The following is a 19,904-nucleotide window of genomic DNA, read 5'->3' on the forward strand; positions in this document are numbered from 1 at the left end:
GGGTCAAAGGTTGCAACTTTCGCCCCCCTCTTTTCGAGACATTGGGTTGTAACATTACTAAAATCAGGAAAAAGAGAAATGACAGTGCTAATTTTGCATCAAAATAGTTCAATATCAAAACTTAAAAAATTATGATTAATCTCGAAAAAGGTCAAAGAATCAGCATGGACAAGGGTCTTACGCTGGTAGGAGTAGGTCTCGGCTGGGATCCTAATGAAGGAACCGGTTATGATTTCGATTTGGATGCTTCTGCATTTATGCTTGGAAGTAACGGCAAGATTCCAGCAGATGAATACTTTGTTTTCTATAACAATCAGAAGTCTCCTGACGGTTCTGTTGAATCTACGGGAGATGACTTGACTGGTGGAAACAGCGATGGTGGTGATGATGAGACAATAAATGTGGATTTAACCAAAGTTGACCCAAAGATACAAGAAATCATCTTCACAGCGACTATTTATAAGGCCGAAGAACGTAAACAGAACTTTGGTCAAGTGCGTAATTCCTACATACGCATTTATGATGCCAAGACAGATACCGAGATTGCACGTTACGATTTGGATGAAGATTTCTCTATTGAAACAGCAGTGGAATTTGGACGCTTGTATCGCCGTGGAGGTGAATGGAAATTTGAAGCTATAGGAAACGGCAATAAAGGCGGATTGCAATCGCTTGTCAATAAGTACGCCTAACCCTTATATCTACAAAACCTATGGCTATTAATCTGATAAAAGGACAACGGGTAGAGATTGATAATAGTTTGACCCGTTTGAAAGTGGAAATGGGGTGGAAGGTTAATCCCAACGCCAATCCACCTTACGATTTGGATGCCTCTACATTCCTGTTGGGCAATAGCGGACAAATAGAGCATGAATATAATTTTGTTTTCTATGGCTCCCCTAATCAAACTCCGGCATTAGACGAAAGAGGTAATCAAATTTATGATGAAAAGGGAAAAACTGTTATGCGACCTGTATCATTGGACAAAAGTGTCTTAGGTTCTATTGATGACCTTGGAGACGATGATGACGACACGGGGGAAGGCAATGAGGAAATTGATGTGGATTTGACAAAGACATCACCATCAGTCAAGGAAATTCTTTTCACTGTCAGCATTTATTGGAATCCGAACGATTTGAACGATCCACGATGCAAATATAATTTCGGACAAGTACGTGATGCTTATATCCAAATCAAGAATGCAATAACAGGGGACGTAATCTGTCGCTACGACCTAGATGAGGACTTCTCGACGGATAAGGGAGTTGAATTTGGCAGATTGTACCGTCGTGGTTCTGAATGGAAATTTCAGGCAGTCGGCGATGCCCATACAGACGGTCTTGAACCGATATGTCGTAAATATGCATCTAAATTTATGTAGCTTATGGCTATAATTCTTGAAAAAGGTGGCGATAGTCATCGTATCAATCTTGAAAAAGGAACTGGTAAGCCTTTGACCGGAGAGATTGTCATCAATCTTGACTGGAATAAAGGTGGTTTCTTGAAAAGTTTGTTTGGCAATGCGGTAGATCTTGACTTGGGATGTTTCTACGAACTTCGTGATGGGAAAAAGATGCTGATTGATGGTCTTCAGTTTTCTCATGGAAGGGGTGGAAACCGTCACCAAAACACACGTCAGGGCTGTTATGACCAATCTCCATATATTTGGCATCAGGGTGATGACCGTGGAGGTGGCTCTTCTTCTGGAGAAACCATCTTGGTAAACCCTATAGGTGTGAATGACATCAAACGAATTATTGTATATACCTTTATATATGAAGGTGTAGCAAAATGGTCGGAAACTAATGCTGTGGTTAAGGTAAAAGTACCAGGTAGTGATGATGTCATTGTGGAAATGGGGCAACAATATAGTGCCAAGAAATTCTGCGCCATTGCTCAATTAGACTTTGGTGGAGATAATTCGATTACCGTCAAAAAACTACTGACATTCCATGATGGCCATAGAGATTGTGACAAACAATACGGATGGGGCTTTAATTATTCACCAGGTAGTAAAGACTAAAAATATTAATTATGGCAATACGATTAGAAAAAGGACAGCGCATCAATCTTGAAAAAGAAACGGGTGCGAAACTCACCAATTTCTGTGTGGGTTGCAACTGGGGGGCTATTGTCAAAAAGTCCTTCTTTGGACTTATGTCTTCCAATGTAGATGTCGACTTGGATTTAAGTTGTTTGATGTTTGACATTGATGGAAAGCCTATTGACCATATTTGGTCTCCTTTATATCACTTTGGTGATAGGAAAATAGGTCTGCCCAATGGAAAACTTGACTCTATTGACCGTGCATTACACCATACAGGCGATGACTTGACTGGTGATCAAGACGGTGATGATGGTCTTGACAATGAAATTATTACAGTCGACTTGAATAGAGTGAACGACAATGTAAATTCCATTGTATTCTTCTTAAATATATACAATAACAACGAATACAGCGGAGATTTTTCGGGTATCCCATACGCATCTATTCGTATGTTTGAAGGAACGCCTGATAAAGCTCCCAAACAAGTATTTGCTCAATATGACGTTGCAACCAAAACTGATTGCGTCGGCATGAGGGCTCTTGTTATGGGAAAGCTGTATCGCAGAAATGGAGATTGGAAATTTGCGGCAATTGGCGATGCTTTTCCTGACCCATCAATTGTGAATACTATCGCCAGAGTTATGAAAGATTATTCAAAATAAGATAATATGAGAAGATTACCCGTTTATCTACTCCTCGACACCAGCGGCTCTATGTACGGAGAGCCTATTGAGGCCGTGAAGAATGGCGTTCAGACGCTAATCTCCACACTGCGTAGTGATCCCTATGCACTTGAAACTGCATACATAAGTATCATTACTTTCAATTCTTCTGCACAACAGGTAACTCCATTGACGGAGTTAGCTGCATTCCAGCAACCCAATATTGATGCAAGTGGATGCACTGCACTTGGTGGTGCACTTGAACTTCTTTCTCAAAAAATTGACAGTGAGATAACAAAAACCACAGCAGAAGTAAAGGGTGACTGGAGACCACTGATATTTATTATGACCGATGGAGTGCCAACTGATGACATTTCAAGAGGACTTGTAGAATTCAAAAAACGTAAATGTGGCATGGTAGTAGCGTGTGCTGCCGGACAGGGAGCAAGCACAGACACCTTGAAACAAATTACAGAAAACGTAGTGCAGCTTGATACGGCGGATAGTGCGACTATCAAGGCGTTCTTCAAATGGGTGTCTGCAAGTATCAGCACCAGTAGCAAGTCTGTGGAGGAAACTGCAGCTGAGGCTACGACTATGAGTGAACTTCCTCCTCCACCTCCTGAAGTGAACATTGTTGTATAAACATAGACCATGCCCGAAAGGTATTCTGTTTCAAATACCTTTCGGGTTATTTCCACATAATCATGAGTAGAAGATTACCTGTGTATATTCTGATTGACACCAGCGGTTCTATGAAAGGAGAGCCGATAGAAAGTGTCAAAGTGGGGCTTTCTGATATGATTGCCTCATTGCGTCTTGACCCGTATGCTTTGGAAACTGCATGTATAAGCATTATCACCTACGACCGTGATGTAAGACAAATCTTGCCATTAACGGAATTGGAGGATTTGCAGTTGCCTGAAATCGAGTGTCCAGATTCTGGGCCTACGCATACAGGGGCTGCACTTAACATGTTGTGCGATTGCTATGATAGTGAAGTAAATATGGGAAGCAAGGAGCAGAAAGGTGATTGGATGCCATTGCTTTTTATCTTAACGGATGGCAAACCGTCCGACCTTCAAGTTTACGATGAAGCCATACAAAAGGTAAAGCGGCATCAGTTTACCAACATAGTAGCATGTGCAGCTGGACCCAAGGCTAAAACAGAACCGTTGAAAAAGCTTACAGACAATGTGTTTACACTTGATACTATGGATAGCGGCACATTCAAGAAGTTTTTCCAATGGGTGACTATTAACGTACAGCAAGGTGGACGCACTATGGGAGTAACGGATAGCATAGAGTTACCACCTCCACCTGCGGAAGTAAATGTAGTTATATAAGAATGAATTGCAAAATTATCGGATATGAGTTTAAGACTCTTGAAGTCACACTGGCTTCAGGTGAATCTTTTTATGCAGAACGAGGGAGCGTCGTTTATACAGATGAAGCATTACAGCGTGATGTGGAATTTAATAATGACAGTGGTTCTGGCTTGGGTTCAATATTAGGCGGTGTCGTGAAATCTGCATTATCTGGAGAGTCTATATTGATTATCAGATTCAGTAATCCGACTAATGCAGACAAGAAATTAGTTCTCTCAGGTAGTTGCTGTGCATTAGTGCCAATCAAATTACAAGGTGAGAATCTGATCTGCCGAAGAGGGCATTATGTGGCATCGTCAGACAAGGTGCATCTTAATCTCAATCTGAACTTGCAAGGATTGTTTGGCGGTGTGGGATTGTTCCAAAAAGTTGAAGGTAATGCAACCATATTTCTTGACTCACTGGGATCTCCCATTGAAAAGATATTAAATCATGGAGAGTCCATAGAAGTGGATGAGAATCACATCGTAGCACTACATGGCTTTTCGTCTTCACAAATTCAGGCTGGATGGTCTGTCGGAAATGTGTTAAGAGGAGAAGGTTTGAGCCTAATGAAAATAACTGGTCCGGGGAAACTATACCTAAGCCCCCTTCCTATAATCATTAACAGAAACTAAAAATAAACAACATATGAGAAGATTACCGGTATATTTCCTTGTTGACGTATCAGAATCGATGGTCGGCGCACCCATTCAACAAGTACAGGATGGAATGAGAATGATTGTGCAAGAGTTACGAACAGATCCTTACGCCCTCGAAACAGCTTACATTTCTGTTATTGCTTTTGCAGGTAAGGCAAAATGTGTTTCTCCACTTACAGAATTATATAAGTTCTATCCTCCTACATTTCCTATTGGAGGAGGAACGTCACTTGGCAACGCATTAGAGTTCTTGATGGATGAAATGGATAAAACGTTGGTCAAGACTACTACAGAACAAAAAGGCGATTGGAAGCCTATCATTTTCTTGTTCACAGACGGGAATCCGACAGATAATCCTTCGACTGCTTTTATGCGTTGGAATAATAAGTATCGTGGAAAGGCTAATATAGTAGCAATCTCAATTGGTGACAATGTGAACACGCAGTTGCTGGGGCAGATTTCCGATAATGTATTACGCTTAAACAAAACGGATGAAATCTCCTTCAAGGCATTCTTCAAATGGGTTACTGCGTCCATAAAAGCTACAAGTGTATCTGTGTCAGACATAGGTGATGATGACGTAAAACTCGCACCTACAACTGGTATAAATTTGGAAAAAGTTGACACCACCAAAGAGTGTGTTGTGGACGAAAATTTCGTTGTACTATTAGGCAGATGTTCTAATACGAAGAAACTGTATCTTGTAAAATATGCAAAACATCTTTCAGATATAGAAGGGTTGGAATCCTTAAACATAAAGGCAACAGACTTCAAACTTGTCGGGGCTTACCCAATTGACGAGGAAACATACAACGAATTATGCGAAGGGGAATCCAACCGCAACATTAACACCATGTCTCTTCGTGGTGTCCCTACATGTCCCTGTTGTGGAAATCAACTTGGTGTAGTAGTGTGTGAATGTGGCAATATCATGTGCTCCGATGGTCATACCACAGCTTGTCCTTGGTGTGGTATGGAAGGCTCTTTGGGAGAAATTGCAGAAGGAGGCATGGACATCACAAGAGGAAGGGGGTAAGACTATGAATATAGATAAAGTCCTTCAGATTCTTCTCGAAGATTGCAATGATGACAAGGCTGAGAATTTTCTTCGCTTCTTGTCTGGAAAATTATGGAATTTATACGATGAATATCTTATGGATAAAATAAAAATGGCAGAAAGTGAGATTGTTTGGAATCTCAACATTCCTAATGCAAAAGAAAATCAAACATACTCCCAAACAGTAGAGATGCCAAGATTGGCATCAGAGAAACTTGCTGGTGTTGATATTGTTCTTGAAAGTATTACAGGTCTTGACGAGGAAACACATGGACTGCTTCTCAATGTTGCACCTGACGGGAAATCATTTTCTATTACAGGAACACCCTCATTAGAATCATTTCGCAAGGACGGTGCAACTGCACAATCTACATTCGAGTTGACATTGCATTACAGCTTCACGGGAATTGAAATACCATCAAATCGTCCTGTATTGGAAAAGAAAATACCATTTGTTATCAATCAAGACCCAAGAAAACTTTGGAAGAATCTTCCTGTGGATTGGGACAATATGCCTGAGCCAAAATACACAAAGGATGATACTCAGATAGAGTATATTAAGGTTGAAGCACTTGTTGACGGAACACCACAAAAGGACATTGTGGCAGCAAGTAAGCGTGGACGTAGCCATGCACAAGAAGCCAAGCCTCGTGACGACCATTTCAAGATGCAGCACATGGACAATGGATGGTATATTATGGCTGTGGCAGATGGTGCCGGTTCTGCAAAATTCTCACGCGAAGGTTCTCGAATTGCCTGTGAGGAATCTGTAAACTATTGCATCGTGCAGCTCAATAACAATAAAGAGTTTGAAAATGCCATTGCTACATATAACGAGCAGAAAGGCGATGGTGAGAATGATGTGCGCAAGATTGTTGGAGATTATATTTACAAGATAGTGGGCACTGCTGCATTTAAAGCTCACAAAGCCATCAATGCAGAGGCTGCAATTAGGAAGAACCAGCCGAAGTTATATGCCACAACTCTCTTGCTAACTATTTGCAAGAAGTTCTCATTCGGATGGTTCTTAGCTTCATTTTGGGTTGGCGATGGTGCTATATGCTTATATGATAGAAAGGCACATACAGCAAAAATCCTCGGTATCCCTGATGAAGGTGAATATGCAGGTCAGACACGTTTTTTGACCATGCCGGAGATTTTTAAGGATGCGGCCTCTCTCTACCAACGTTTGCGTTTTAACATAGTAGATGATTTCACGGCATTATTCCTGATGAGTGACGGTATAAGTGACCCGAAATTTGAGACCGATGCCAATTTGAACAATCCCGACAAATGGGATGCTTTGTGGGATGACCTCAAAGAAAATGGAGTGGAGCTTACCGATGATAACGAAGCATCAAAAGAACAACTCTTGAACTGGCTCGACTTCTGGTCACCAGGCAATCACGACGACCGTACCATTGCTATATTGTATGAAGGCGAAGATATGCAATCCGAATCTTTCGATGTCAATGTAGTGACAGATGGCGAAACGATTGCGAAAGAAGACCCCCTTGTAGAGGAAACCAATTGTAATATGCACCAAGAGGAATCTTGTCCTGATAACTCAGAGTTTGATAAGGAAGAAGAATGTGTCCAACCTCAAAAAGAATAGGCTATGGCAAACAAAGTAACACTGACGGCAACCGATGGCAGCACCGTAGAGTTTTATGATGAAATCAAAGCTCAGGGTGGTGTCAAGGATGTGTATTTCTCCACAGATAGGACTTATGTGGTTGCATTCTATCGTAAGCCTATCAATGCCAATGACAAAGCGCGTATCAATGATATTGTGAATATTCACAGAAATAGAATTTTTACAACGGATGCAATTGGGCAATACTGGAATGCCTTTTTTGCTTGGCCTACAAAAATTGTGGAGTGGAAAGGGTTGACAGGTATTGTTATTCCTTTCTACGACAATAAATTCTTTTTCAGTGGTATTGATAACTCATGGCCTTTTATCAAAAACGGGCAAGAGAAAAATGGCAAGTGGTTTTCATCTGCTAAACTTATTAACAAATTTGTTCCTGTCGAGCAGAAAGGAACATTTCTTACTCGTCTGCACATGTGCCTGAAAATAGCCCGTGCTATGCGACGGCTTCATGCCGCAGGACTGGCACATTCAGACTTATCTTACAATAATGTACTTGTTGACCCGTTGAGCGGGAATGCTTGTATTATAGATTGTGATGGTCTTGTAGTTCCACATAAGTTTCCGCCAGAGGTTGTGGGTACTCCAGGGTTTATTGCCCCCGAAGTGCTTGCGACTAAAGCTTTGAAAGTAGATGACCCGAAAAAGAATCTCCCGCAGATTACCACAGACAGGCATGCGCTGGCTGTGCTGATATACACATTCCTTTTGAATCGTCATCCCCTTGATGGTGGAAAAGTATGGGACATAGATGACCCGCAGAAAGATGATGATATGCGTTATGGTTCAAAGGCTTTATTTATAGAACATCCTACAGACAAGACCAATAGGGTGAAGCCTGACCAGTTGGCTAAGTCTCAATTACCCCAAGGAGACCCAACAAAAATGCCTTATACTATTTGTGGCCCATATTTGAAAAAATTATTTGACAAGGCTTTTATTGATGGACTTCACAATCCATCTGTACGTCCAAGTGCAGCGGAATGGGAAGATGCATTGGTAAAGACTTGTGATCTTGTGCAGCCATGCCAAAACTCAAAGTGCGAGGCACATTGGTATGTTTTCGACAACACTACCAAGCCTTGCTGTCCATTCTGTGGAAAGGAGTATAAAGGGCAGTTACCCATTCTCAACTTCTACTATGCCCCGTCGCATGGTAAATACATATCTGAGAACTATCGTTTGATGGTGTATGACAAACAAACACTTTATAAGTGGCATTCCAATAATCTTGTTTCAGCCAACGAAAAAACAAGTGCGGAAGATAAGAAACCTGTAGGAGACTTTCATTTCCATAACGGTCAGTGGATTCTCATCAACCGCCGTTTGCCGGATATGAAAGACATAACTGAAGGAAAAGATGTTCCTATTGGTGGTTATGTACCACTTACTGATGGACGGCAGATTTTGCTGGATAAAAGTCAGGGAGGAAGGCTTATTGTTGTTCAGCTTGTAAAAAATTAAACTTATGGCGATAAAAGATCAATGCTCTCAATGTAAATCTTTCAATGAAGGTGTGTGCAAATTTCTATCTTCCTTCCCGATATATGACCAAACCTCTTGTCCTCAATACATGAAGAAAGGCATCATATTAGAGAAAGATGAAGAACAAGTAAATCATAACGTTACTCTTAATGAGGGTGACACGAACCATTCTAACCTAATAAACACTCCCCAAAAGCAACGAATGTTTCAACATCCATTTTCTTTTAAGGGAAGGATAAGACGCTTAGAGTATGGACTGTCATACCTGTTAGTGTATGTTTTGTTTCTTCCTATCAATATAACGCCAGAGAATCAAGTGTCTGAAAATATGGCATTATTTTATTTGCTTTTGTTTTTCCCTGCGTTATGGTTTATTTGGGCACAAGGAGCAAAGCGTTGTCACGACAGAGGTAATTCTGGATGGTATCAGTTAATTCCCTTCTATGCCTTATGGATGTTCTTCGGGGATGGAGAGGAATGCGACAACGAGTATGGAAGTGACCCTAAAGGAAGAGATATTTTCTCATAAGACAAGACATGAATATATACATCATCCGCAACAACCAAAAATTCGGTCCTTATACAGAAAGTGTTTTGCTTTCGTATGTCAATCAAGGTCAAGTGCTCGTGCAAGATAAAGCTATAAAAGATGGCGACTTGCAGGAGCATACCGTTGGCTACTATCTGAAACAATGCGGATTGAAACCGAAAGTAACGAATAAGGGAAATATCTTATCTCAATTAAATATGATTGGCTCTGAGTTGATATTCCCTAAGACAACCATGCTTTCCAAATCATTCCTTACAGACCAGAGATTTTTGATTTTGGCAGTCGTCGGTTTGTTACCAATGGTTATCATGAACATTCCTTTGGGTGGCGTTTTGTTGTTTTATGAAGTGTCATTGTACTTTTCTGTCATTTGGGGGTTGTTTTTCTATACTTGCTTCAAGACGCAACAAGTAAGTTTGAAAACTACTTTATCCGTGTTTTTCCCAACGCAAATTCTTGTGTTTACATTATGGGACTTTACAGGAATTCCCAACCTAAATCCTTTTTATGCATTTACAGAAACACAGTTTCCTGTAAATCTTTTAGGCTTTATATTTGGGGTTGGGTTAACCGAGGAATTAGTAAAGCTCTTGCCTCTTTTATTCATTTTGAGAAAAGCCAAAGAACCTTTGATCCCTCAAACATTGGTCTTTTATGGCCTTATGTCAGGAATCGCATTTGGCGTATATGAAGGTGTAGGCTATCAGATAACAGTAAACGCAGAGCAAACATACGATGTGTCTTTCTTTTTGAATATAGCCAGATTGACTAGCCTTCCTTTTTTACATGCTTGTTGGTGTGGTATTGCAGGATATTTCCTTGCTTTTGCCCACTTATATCCTAAATATAGACGAGGACTATACACTTTGGCTATTTCGGTTCCGGCTATTATCCATGGTTTATATGATTCTCTCTCAAACTTTTGGGGAGTTTCACTCATCATGGTTTTCGTAGGTTTAATGCTTCTCATGGTCTATCTAAAACAAGGAGTTAATTATCAGTCAAAATTGAGACAATAAAAGATACATAGAACCTTGCACCCTATTTTTGAAAGCAATTTGATGTAATGGCTGTAACATTATGGAAATCTGATATGCCAGCAAATATGGAGGTAACTTTGCATCATCAAAAGTAAAACAATTAAACTGAATAGAAAATGAAAAAGATTATTTTGACAGCAGTTATCGCCATTAGTAGCGTATTCGGAGCAAATGCTCAGAATTATTTTGGTACTACTACCACCAAGACGAATTCTTCGTATAGAATAGGTGGCACAAACACATCTGTCCGTTACCAACAAGGTTACACAAGAAAAGATGGAACTTATGTGCAAGGTCATTATAAGACATCAAACAACGGCACTAACCATGACAACTATTCGACAAGTGGCAACGTGAACAGTTACACTGGTTCGTATGGTAGTCGAGCAAGAGACTATTCTTCTAGTGCTTACAATTATGGTTCAGGTAGAGCTATTCATACAGGCAGTCGTGGCGGGCAGTACTACATAAATAGTAAAGGGAATAAAACATATGTTCCTAAAAGAAAATAAATTCCAATTTAATAACGGATAGAGTATATTAGAAATGAAAGCGAATTTTTTAATTACAATGTTAATGGCTATAATGTTGATGAATTCATCAACATTAGTAGCTCAATCTGCATATTCCAATTATGGATATAGTGTTCAAAAGAACACGGCTTCTATTACATTTAAGAATAGTTCTGATTATACAATGACTTTGAGAATCGTATATTCTCTTGGAGGATTGTACACAATTGTCTCACTACCAGCACATTCATCAAGAACGGTCTCTTTTAGTAAAAGCGGTACATTCAAATTAAAAATCAAAGCAACAAGATATGAACAAAGTTCATATCATGATGGTGGCAAATTCTCTGTAACTTGTAATGATACAGAATGGACAGAAGGTGAAATGACTTTTCAAATGTCTTCCTATGGAAGTGGCTTAGGTCCATCCATATCAGCCAAAGAATTTGAGAATGATAGATAATAATGACCATATTTTAATATATAAATTCATTTAAGATGGAACAAAAACAACATTACACAGGCTTAACCGATAAAGAGGTTAACGACAGCCGCGAAATGCATGGTGCGAATATTCTCACACCACCCGAGAAAGATCCTCTATGGAAACAGTTTCTTGAAAAATTTGAAGACCCGCTCATCATCATCCTTATGATTGCTGGAGCATTGTCTGTCGGTATTTCATTTTATGAATACTTTGGTTTGGGACAAGGAGGAGAAGTTTTCTTTGAACCTGCAGGAATCTTTGTTGCCATATTGCTGGCTACAGGTTTGGCGTTCTACTTCGAACTTCAAGCCGACAAGGAATTTACCATCCTCAATCAGGTGAACGATGATGAGCCGGTAGAAGTTATCCGCAATGGTAATGTCACTCAGATTCCACGTAAGGACGTGGTTGTGGGCGACATAGTTATCCTCAATACTGGCGAGGAAGTTGCTGCCGACGGCGAACTTCTGGAAGCGGTGCAGCTGCATCTTGACGAGTCGACATTGACTGGTGAGCCTGTATGCGGTAAGAGCGTCAATGAAGAGAATTTCGACAAGAATGCCACTTACCCAACCAACCACGTGATGAAAGGTACTAAGGTTATGGAAGGACATGGGGCGTTTCGTGTACTTGCCGTAGGCGACAGAACTGAGCAGGGCAAGGTATTTGAGGCCGCTCAGATTGACGACAGTGTGAAAACTCCGCTCAACGAGCAGTTGGATGGTCTGAGCGACTGGATTACAAAGATAAGTTACGGATTTGCTGCTTTGATTATTGTGGGCCGCATCGCTGTCTATCTGTTCAGCAACGGTACGGATTGTTTCGGCTCATGGGAGCTGGTAACTCCGTTTATCGCTTATGTATTGCAGACATTGATGATTGCCGTTACGCTGGTGGTTGTGGCTGTGCCCGAAGGATTACCGATGGCAGTAACACTCTCGCTGGCTTACTCCATGCGCCGTATGTTGCGCACCAACAATCTTGTACGCAAGATGCACGCTTGCGAGACAATGGGTGCCACAACTGTGATATGTACCGACAAGACGGGCACTTTGACTCAAAACCAAATGAGTGTTGATGAGATTAAGGTATATGATAATGCGATTTCTGAAAATGTGATTTATGAGGGAATGGCGGTCAACTCTACCGCTTCAATTGATTTCTCGGATGCAAGGAAACTACAGGTGTTGGGTAATCCTACAGAAGGTGCATTGCTGCTTTGGATGAACGGCAAGAATGTGGATTATCGCACTATACGTGAAAACATAAGTGTAGTGGAAGAGCTTCCTTTCACCACTGAGCGCAAGTATATGGCCACTGTAGTGGAGTCGGCTGCAGTTCCGGGCAAGAAGGTGCTTTATGTGAAAGGTGCACCGGAAATAGTGTTCGGCTTGTGCAGCAATACGGATGTGGACAAAACCACAGTTGACAAGCAGCTTCTTGCATATCAGGAGCGCGCGATGCGCACATTGGGCTTCGCTTATCAAGTGTTGGAAGGCGATGATGCTGTGATAAGCAACGGTAAGGTTGAAGCCTCCGCTCTTAAGTTTATTGGTGTGGCAGCCATAGCCGATCCGGTTCGTGCGGATGTGCCCGCTGCCGTGAAGGAGTGTCTGGATGCAGGAATCACCGTGAAGATTGTGACGGGCGACACTCCGGGCACTGCCAAGGAAATCGGTCGTCAGATAGGACTTTGGACTTCCGCCGATACCGACCGCAACATCATTACCGGTCCGGAATTTGCTGCCCTCACCGACGAGCAGCTGCTCGACCGTGTTTTGGACTTGAAGATTATAGCACGTGCCCGTCCAATGGACAAGAAACGCTTGGTGGAGGCTCTGCAAAAGAAGAATCAGGTGGTAGCCGTTACGGGTGACGGTACAAACGATGCTCCCGCATTGCATTCGGCACACGTAGGCTTGTCGATGGGTGACGGTACTTCGGTAGCCAAAGAAGCGTCGGACATCACCATCATCGACAATTCATTCTCAAGCATAGGCAAGGCAGTCATGTGGGGACGTTCCCTTTATCAGAACATACAGCGCTTCCTGCTCTTCCAGCTTACAGTGAACGTGACAGCCTGCTTCCTTGTGCTTTTCGGTGCGTTTATGGGAACAGAAAGCCCGCTGACGGTGACTCAAATGCTGTGGATTAACTTGATTATGGATACGTTTGCGGCAATGGCCTTGGCTTCGCTTCCTCCTTCAGAAAGCGTGATGCGCGACAAGCCACGCGACCGTAATGCCTTCATTCTCAACAAGCAGATGATTTACAACATTGTGGGTGTGGGCGGCTTCTTCTTCTTCATGCTGCTTGGATTGCTATATATATTCCAGCATGCAGATGTACACCAGCTCACCGACCTCTTGTCGCTTCAGTTGGGCGAGAAGGGACATGTGACGACATATGAGCTTACATTGCTCTTCACTATCTTTGTGATGACCCACTTCTTCTACCTGTTTAATGCACGGGCATTTGAGACTGGCCGAAGTGCATTGCATTTCAAGAGTTGCAAGGGTTTGCTTACTATTGTTGCCATTATTTTGGTTGGTCAGATTGCGATGGTGGAACTTCCCGGCTTGCAGCAGTTCTTTAATGTATGCGGATTGAGCCTGCAAGACTGGATAATCATTATTTTGGGATCTTCTCTTGTACTTTGGGCTCGTGAAGGTTGGCATCTAATAACAAGAAAATAAAATAATGTATGGGTATGCCTGATTCTGATTGAGGGCATGCCCGTACTTTTCAAAATAGCATAGAATGGCAAGAAAGAAAATACATCTTGGTATTCCTGGGCTATCTTTTTCATGGAAAAGAGCATTGGGCATTACAAAAGTGAAACGCAACATTGCACGTGAGACAGGAATCCCGACTTCAAAGTCTGGGTTGGAACGTAAGATTGGAAAGACCATTCTGAAAATTATATTTGAGAAATAGTATGAGCAACAATAACAATCATTCCTTGGGAAAAGCACCTTGGTTACATGTAATTATTTCTACGGGGTTTGGAAGCGGATTCTTCCCCGGGGCACCTGGTACTTTTGCAGGTTTTATAGCTTTAGTGATATGGTATGCCCTTTATCTTGTCCTATTACCAGCAACTCTCTTTTGGGTTACACTTGCTCTAATCGTAGTTATAACTTTTGTTGGAGTATGGACTTCAAATGTTATGGAGAAGCATTGGGGGACAGATCCACGTGCGGTTGTTATTGATGAATATGTTGGCACATGGATTCCGCTTTTAGCTGCTCCGTGCGGTGAATATACATGGGGACTTGCATTCATTGGATTTGCCCTCTTTCGTATAATTGACATCTTTAAGCCTTTAGGGTGTAGAAAAGTAGAACAGATAATGCCCGGAGGATGGGGCGTGATGTTGGATGACATATTAGCAGGTAGCTATGCTCTTGTTATTATAATTATTATAAAATATATTTGTCTATGAAAATCCCAGGATTATCATTCTCATTAAAGAGACCATTAGGTATTACGCAAGCAAAACAGAAAATTGCTCGTAAAACAGGGATTTCTACTTCAAAAGCAGGAATTGAAAGAAAAAATAGGTAAGACTATCCTTAAATCTCTATTTGGGAAATAGTAATTGATAGGATGTATGAAACATGACAAATCACTAGTGTCCCGTAAAACTTCTCAATAGCCGTTATATATAACTGGTGCTTAATTATTTACTTCAAAAACAAAAGTAAACGGACTTGAAACGAAAAAATCCAAAATCATGTATTTTCGAAAGAATACTCTATATTCAATATCAGTTAGTTATGAATTTATTATTCTCAAAATTGATACATGCAAGATTTTAACGGGACACTAGTGATGACAAATATAATCTTCAACCCTTCGTAGATATGAAATATCTATTTTTATTACTTGTCACATTTACAATGTTTTGTAGTTGCTCGTCCGAATACAAAACAAATTTTTCTCACTCTGAGAAAAATAGCGTTTATTATTGGAAGACGGTATTTGCACCGGATTCTTCCGATTTTGCATATATACGTCAGCACAACATAGGTCGTATTTATTTGCGTATGTTTGACGTGTCAGTGGATAATCTCGCTTATGGAGATAAGACTGTACCTAACGCTTCGGTAAGGATTCCTGAAGAGACCTATTGCATATTAAAAGATTCATTAAATAGCGTAGAATTTGTTCCCACTGTATATATTACATTGAACGCATTAAAAGAAGCGAAAGGACACGAAGGAAGACTTGCTAAAAATATCGTAACACGTGTCAAGAATATGTGTTCGTATAATGCACTGCCCAATGTGTCTGGCTTACAACTGGATTGTGACTGGACAACCTCTACCGAACGGTCGTTCTTTTCATTATGCGACTCGGTGAGGTATGAAATTAAACAACAGAATTTGAAATGGAATCTTAGTTCCACCATCAGACTACATCAGCTCTCTCGGGAAACTCCCCCGGTTGACTATGGTGTTCTTATGGTCTATAATACAGGAAATTTCAGTGACCCCGATGCTGATAATTCCATTTTGAATGAAAAGGATATTATGCCCTATCTGAAACATCTAGACGACTATCCGTTACACCTTGATGTAGCATACCCTACCTACTCTTGGCAATTGTTATTTCACAAACGCCAGTTTGTCGGTTTGTTAAATGGAGTAGAAGTATTTGATACCACAAAGTTCAAGCCTTCTTCAAGGCATCATACCTACAAATGCCTTGAAGATTATCCTTATAAGGAAATGATTATACGGAAAGGGGATGAAATAAGAGTGGAAACATCCGAATACCAAGACATCATACGTGTAAAGACTATGATAGAACAACGAATTTCAAACCATAGCAACATTCTATATCATTTCGATTTGCGCAATTTTTCAAAATATACAGATAATGAAATCAATAATATCTTTTCCAACCTTGAAAATCAGTAGCATTGCCATTTTGTTACTTGCTACATCTTTTAATGCTGTTGCTTGTGGCCCATATCCACCAATTATACCCACTCCCAAATTTTTCACTTCCAATTGGGACGGTTTGTTGAGTCGTGATTTTTATAAACAAGAAAATCTGCGATTGTGGCAACAGCTTACATCCAACAGAATACCGCTAAAAGATATAGAACAAGTCGTATATGAGGATGATGGTGAATTGCTTAATCAAATCGTTTATGGTTATACTCCAATCCGTACAGACAATCTCTTTTATGTCTATCTGCAAAATACCACAGACTATGAATTAGCAGATTTTCTGTGTACCGCAAAGAATTTAGAAAAACGACGAAATGAAATAAACTCTCCATGGTACTACCCATCATCCAGAGATACATACGATGAGGTTGGTGACTTCCAGACAATTATCAATATATGCAATAGTTACAAGGGTACTCGCATTAAGGACCGCTATGCTTTACAAGGAGTACGTGCCCTTTTTGCATCGCGTTGTTACGATGAATGCATCGCGTATTTCGACAAAGCCTTTCAAGGATTTGCCGACTGCAATCTGTTCAAACGTATGGCTATGGGGTATGTGGCAGGGTGTTGGTCTCAACTTGGAAACATAGATATGTCAAACGAATACTTTGCCCGTTCAGGTGACTTTTATTCCATAAAATCAGATGACCCTATCACCTTTATGGCTGAACATAATCCTGATAACCCCGAAATGTTATCCTATATTCAAACCCTTGCTAACGACTCAGCAAAGTTCTGTGCGATAAAATCTGTAGCAGAACATCTGCTTAAGCAAAAGGTCTTAGAAAATCGTGGAGACTGGGAGTTTGCTTTAGCATATATGTATGGTGAGTATTATTCTAACTATCATATGGCTTCACAACATATTCACAGGGCTTTACAAAATAAGTTTTCATCGGATGATTTGCACGACCATGCCCGTGCCTATCGTATAAAGATGGATGCAGAAAATGGGAATTTGTCATCGCTTTTGGCAGATATGAAATGGCTTGAATCGAAAACGGATATGCTTTCTCCAGACGCAAAAGAATGGAGCAGAATGATGCAAAACATTGTTTATTCCAGTCTTGTACCAAAGTTGTGGAATAAAGGAGATTACACTACAGCCATATTGCTATGTAGTTATGCAGACAATATGCTTTCTTCAAAGCAACACCATTTGGAAGTTGGTGCAAATGGATGGTTTGTCTTTGGGCCGGATGCGATTAAAACCCAGACAATTGCCGAGATGCGAAAGGATGAACAACAATGGAATCCTATAGATTATCGTTCACTCTCATTCCAGCTTATGGGTTCGCTTTCATCTGACCAACTAATCTCAGTAAAGCAAGGCATAAAGACCGATACTAAGCTGTATGCTTTTCTTAAGCGATACGCGCGAACAGATGCTGACTATCTCAATGAAATTATAGGGACTCTTGCCCTCCGTGAGGAAAATTACCAAAGAGCTATCCGGTATTTTGCGAATGTGTCTGAAGAGTATATCCGAACTATGAATATTTATAGTTATCTTAATCGAGACCCATTTTATGCCTATCCCAACAGATGGGTCAAATACGATTATTCAGATTGGGAATATGAATATGAAAGTCAAACTATAAAGAAGCCTTTACAAGAGTCACAGCGAGTTAAGTATCAGTTTGCTAAAAAGATGCTGGATTTAAAAAATCAGATAAAATATGGAAAGAATAATGATATACGCGGTATGGCACGACTGAAATACGCAATAGGCCGCAGAAATTCTTTCGAAGAGTGCTGGGCTTTGACTCAATACTGGCGAGGGGAATATGTTGGTCTATTTGAACCTTGGCTGGATTATTGGTCGAAAGATAATTATGTAGAAGCGTATGGCTTTTTATATGATTATAAAACTACCATCGGACATAAAAAAACGGAAGAAATATATCAAACAGAAATCAAAGAGGCATTAGCTATGCTTCAGACAGACGAAGCTAAAGCCGAAGCGGAATATATATTGGGAAATCTTCGAACAATTATAAAACATTACGGTAATACAACTACGGCAAAAAACATCAAAATCTCTTGTGACAATTGGCATACTTGGCTATGATATAGTGTAGAATACTCCGACCCACGCCTCACGGCGGAAGTCGGAGTTTCAACATATATAAAGAAACTTATGCGGATGCCCTCTTTGCCTCCAAGAAGCGGTGGGCATTGTCATTCACTAAACGGATAATCCTATCGTGATACTTGGTATTGCTGTTGCATACCCCACGGCTCTGAACCACTTTACCTTGGCTCAAACTGAACTCAACGGTTTCAATGCGATTACCCAAATGGTCGTGAGCCGACAGAATAACGGAGTCCGTCTTGGCATAGTATTCACATTGGAACACACAATGCTTCATCTTGTTGCCCTCTTCCTTGTAAGCCTCTAACGAATCCAACACGGAAATCTCTATATCTTCATCACTGATGACAATGCCAAAGAAGCAGGACTTGTTCTTGTAAAACTCGGCTTCGTATGTCTTGGCTTTAGCCATCCGCTCCATATCCCTGCGTCTTTGTCCTATGACAATGGATTTCTTCAACCAATGGTCGTGCTCGGCTTTCAAGTTTATCGGACAGATGTACTTGGCATTGCGGATGTCTTTTCCGCACTTGTCAAGCAAGCGGATGGTATCGCACCAAGTACCAAAGTCCTCAATCCGGTAATGATGCCTTGAAGCCACCTTGTACGACTGCCAACAGCTATTAAGGTCTAAAGCGTGATAAGTAAAATACTCAACCGCCTTGTAGTCCTTCGCTTTCATCATTGTTTCCATCCGATGGTCGGACAATAGGGACTTCATCAGCTTGAACGGATGGCAGTCCGGCAATTTGCCTTTCATTCCGTTCCGTCTCAATTCGGGAAGAGCTGAATAATAAGGATAGATATAGGCATCGGATATGACCATATGAACATCAGACATACCTCTCAACTCTATCGGAGTGGCAAAATTAAAGCAGTCCCGATAATAGCTTTGAAGTCTCTGTCTTGAAGTAACCGCCATCTGTCCTTTGGCATTGAGCCACAGACGGCATATTTCATCATAGTAGAAATCCATCTGCTTCCCTTTGCAGTATATGACAGTCAGCAAGAATGTCCTTTGCACTTGTAAGTTCCCGATAGCTTCAAGGGTAGAAAAGTAGCTTTTCTCTTGATGCTTGCGTTTTAACGTATCAGCCACTTGCAAGCGGTGTCCGCAATGGGGGCAACGGACAGACTTGCCTTTTCCCTTATAGTCAAACTTCTCTCCGCAATCGCCACACGTGCAATTATGCTCGGATGTACGGAACGCAATATGCTTCACTGCGTTTCTTACTGCCCACTCCACGGCTTTAGAGCCGATGACGGTCAGCTCCTTGTTGGAAGATGCCACCAATTTCTCGAACTTATTTCTCGGCTTCATA

21 protein-coding genes are annotated in these 19,904 nt (G+C 41.0%); 20 read left to right on the forward strand and 1 reads right to left on the reverse strand.

The window, feature by feature from the left end; genetic code table 11:
* Window positions 1–131 precede the first annotated feature (131 nt).
* The 20 genes from INE92_RS08005 to INE92_RS08095 all read left to right on the forward strand — a co-directional run bounded on the left by INE92_RS08005 (window position 132) and on the right by INE92_RS08095 (window position 18,558).
* Window positions 132–692 (forward strand): TerD family protein, encoded by a 561-nt coding sequence (locus INE92_RS08005; protein WP_275952284.1) that lies wholly within the window; start codon window positions 132–134, stop codon window positions 690–692.
* Window positions 693–712: 20 nt separating this feature from the next.
* On the forward strand, window positions 713–1,381 hold the full coding sequence (locus tag INE92_RS08010) for a TerD family protein (protein WP_211454417.1): 669 nt from the start codon (window positions 713–715) through the stop codon (window positions 1,379–1,381).
* Window positions 1,382–1,384: 3 nt separating this feature from the next.
* Window positions 1,385–2,023, forward strand: coding sequence for a stress protein (locus INE92_RS08015; protein ID WP_176350325.1), 639 nt, complete (start codon window positions 1,385–1,387; stop codon window positions 2,021–2,023).
* Between the two features lie 11 nt (window positions 2,024–2,034).
* On the forward strand, window positions 2,035–2,709 hold the full coding sequence (locus INE92_RS08020) for a TerD family protein (RefSeq protein WP_176350324.1): 675 nt from the start codon (window positions 2,035–2,037) through the stop codon (window positions 2,707–2,709).
* Between the two features lie 6 nt (window positions 2,710–2,715).
* Complete coding sequence (locus tag INE92_RS08025) at window positions 2,716–3,354, forward strand: vWA domain-containing protein (protein WP_176350323.1); 639 nt, start codon at window positions 2,716–2,718, stop codon at window positions 3,352–3,354.
* Window positions 3,355–3,416: 62 nt separating this feature from the next.
* Window positions 3,417–4,055 carry a vWA domain-containing protein gene (locus INE92_RS08030; RefSeq protein ID WP_176350322.1) on the forward strand — a complete coding sequence of 213 codons (639 nt, stop codon included), beginning with the start codon at window positions 3,417–3,419 and terminating at the stop codon, window positions 4,053–4,055.
* A gap of 2 nt (window positions 4,056–4,057) precedes the next feature.
* Window positions 4,058–4,714, forward strand: coding sequence for an AIM24 family protein (locus INE92_RS08035; RefSeq protein ID WP_211454415.1), 657 nt, complete (start codon window positions 4,058–4,060; stop codon window positions 4,712–4,714).
* A gap of 13 nt (window positions 4,715–4,727) precedes the next feature.
* Window positions 4,728–5,774: a TerY-C metal binding domain-containing protein gene (locus INE92_RS08040; protein WP_211454413.1), complete on the forward strand. Its 1,047-nt coding sequence runs from the start codon at window positions 4,728–4,730 to the stop codon at window positions 5,772–5,774.
* Window positions 5,680–7,410 (forward strand): PP2C family serine/threonine-protein phosphatase, encoded by a 1,731-nt coding sequence (locus tag INE92_RS08045; RefSeq protein ID WP_233476939.1) that lies wholly within the window; start codon window positions 5,680–5,682, stop codon window positions 7,408–7,410. The genes INE92_RS08040 and INE92_RS08045 overlap by 95 nt, the downstream gene beginning before the upstream one ends.
* Window positions 7,411–7,413: 3 nt before the next feature.
* A complete protein-coding gene (locus INE92_RS08050) occupies window positions 7,414–8,913 on the forward strand; it encodes a helix-hairpin-helix domain-containing protein (protein ID WP_211454411.1) in 1,500 nt (499 codons plus the stop codon).
* Window positions 8,914–8,917: 4 nt separating this feature from the next.
* A complete protein-coding gene (locus INE92_RS08055) occupies window positions 8,918–9,463 on the forward strand; it encodes a DUF805 domain-containing protein (RefSeq protein WP_211454409.1) in 546 nt (181 codons plus the stop codon).
* 8 nt (window positions 9,464–9,471) lie between these two features.
* Window positions 9,472–10,503, forward strand: coding sequence for a PrsW family glutamic-type intramembrane protease (locus INE92_RS08060; RefSeq protein WP_211454407.1), 1,032 nt, complete (start codon window positions 9,472–9,474; stop codon window positions 10,501–10,503).
* 137 nt (window positions 10,504–10,640) lie between these two features.
* Window positions 10,641–11,036, forward strand: coding sequence for a hypothetical protein (locus INE92_RS08065; protein WP_211454405.1), 396 nt, complete (start codon window positions 10,641–10,643; stop codon window positions 11,034–11,036).
* A 34-nt stretch (window positions 11,037–11,070) separates the two neighbouring features.
* Entirely contained in the window at window positions 11,071–11,499 is a 429-nt protein-coding gene (locus INE92_RS08070) for a hypothetical protein (protein ID WP_211454403.1), read from the forward strand.
* Window positions 11,500–11,534: 35 nt separating this feature from the next.
* A complete protein-coding gene (locus INE92_RS08075) occupies window positions 11,535–14,219 on the forward strand; it encodes a calcium-translocating P-type ATPase, PMCA-type (protein ID WP_211454400.1) in 2,685 nt (894 codons plus the stop codon).
* Window positions 14,220–14,283: 64 nt separating this feature from the next.
* Entirely contained in the window at window positions 14,284–14,460 is a 177-nt protein-coding gene (locus INE92_RS08080; RefSeq protein WP_211454398.1) for a hypothetical protein, read from the forward strand.
* A 1-nt stretch (window position 14,461) separates the two neighbouring features.
* Complete coding sequence (locus tag INE92_RS08085) at window positions 14,462–14,968, forward strand: phosphatidylglycerophosphatase A family protein (protein WP_211454396.1); 507 nt, start codon at window positions 14,462–14,464, stop codon at window positions 14,966–14,968.
* The gene (locus INE92_RS27080; protein ID WP_262899016.1) at window positions 14,965–15,090 is read left to right on the forward strand and encodes a hypothetical protein; all 126 of its coding nucleotides are present in this window, start codon (window positions 14,965–14,967) and stop codon (window positions 15,088–15,090) included. Before INE92_RS08085 ends, INE92_RS27080 begins: the two co-directional genes overlap by 4 nt.
* A 299-nt stretch (window positions 15,091–15,389) precedes the next feature.
* A complete protein-coding gene (locus INE92_RS08090; RefSeq protein WP_212702008.1) occupies window positions 15,390–16,448 on the forward strand; it encodes a hypothetical protein in 1,059 nt (352 codons plus the stop codon).
* Window positions 16,408–18,558 (forward strand): hypothetical protein, encoded by a 2,151-nt coding sequence (locus INE92_RS08095; protein WP_211454392.1) that lies wholly within the window; start codon window positions 16,408–16,410, stop codon window positions 18,556–18,558. The genes INE92_RS08090 and INE92_RS08095 overlap by 41 nt, the downstream gene beginning before the upstream one ends.
* Window positions 18,559–18,625: 67 nt before the next feature.
* Here the strand turns inward: INE92_RS08095 and INE92_RS08100 are convergent, their stop codons facing one another.
* Complete coding sequence (locus INE92_RS08100; protein ID WP_211454390.1) at window positions 18,626–19,903, reverse strand: PcfJ domain-containing protein; 1,278 nt, start codon at window positions 19,901–19,903, stop codon at window positions 18,626–18,628.
* Between the last annotated feature and the right edge of the window lies 1 nt (window position 19,904).

It is taken from the genome of Bacteroides xylanisolvens, from assembly GCF_018289135.1.
Classification (GTDB): domain Bacteria; phylum Bacteroidota; class Bacteroidia; order Bacteroidales; family Bacteroidaceae; genus Bacteroides; species Bacteroides xylanisolvens.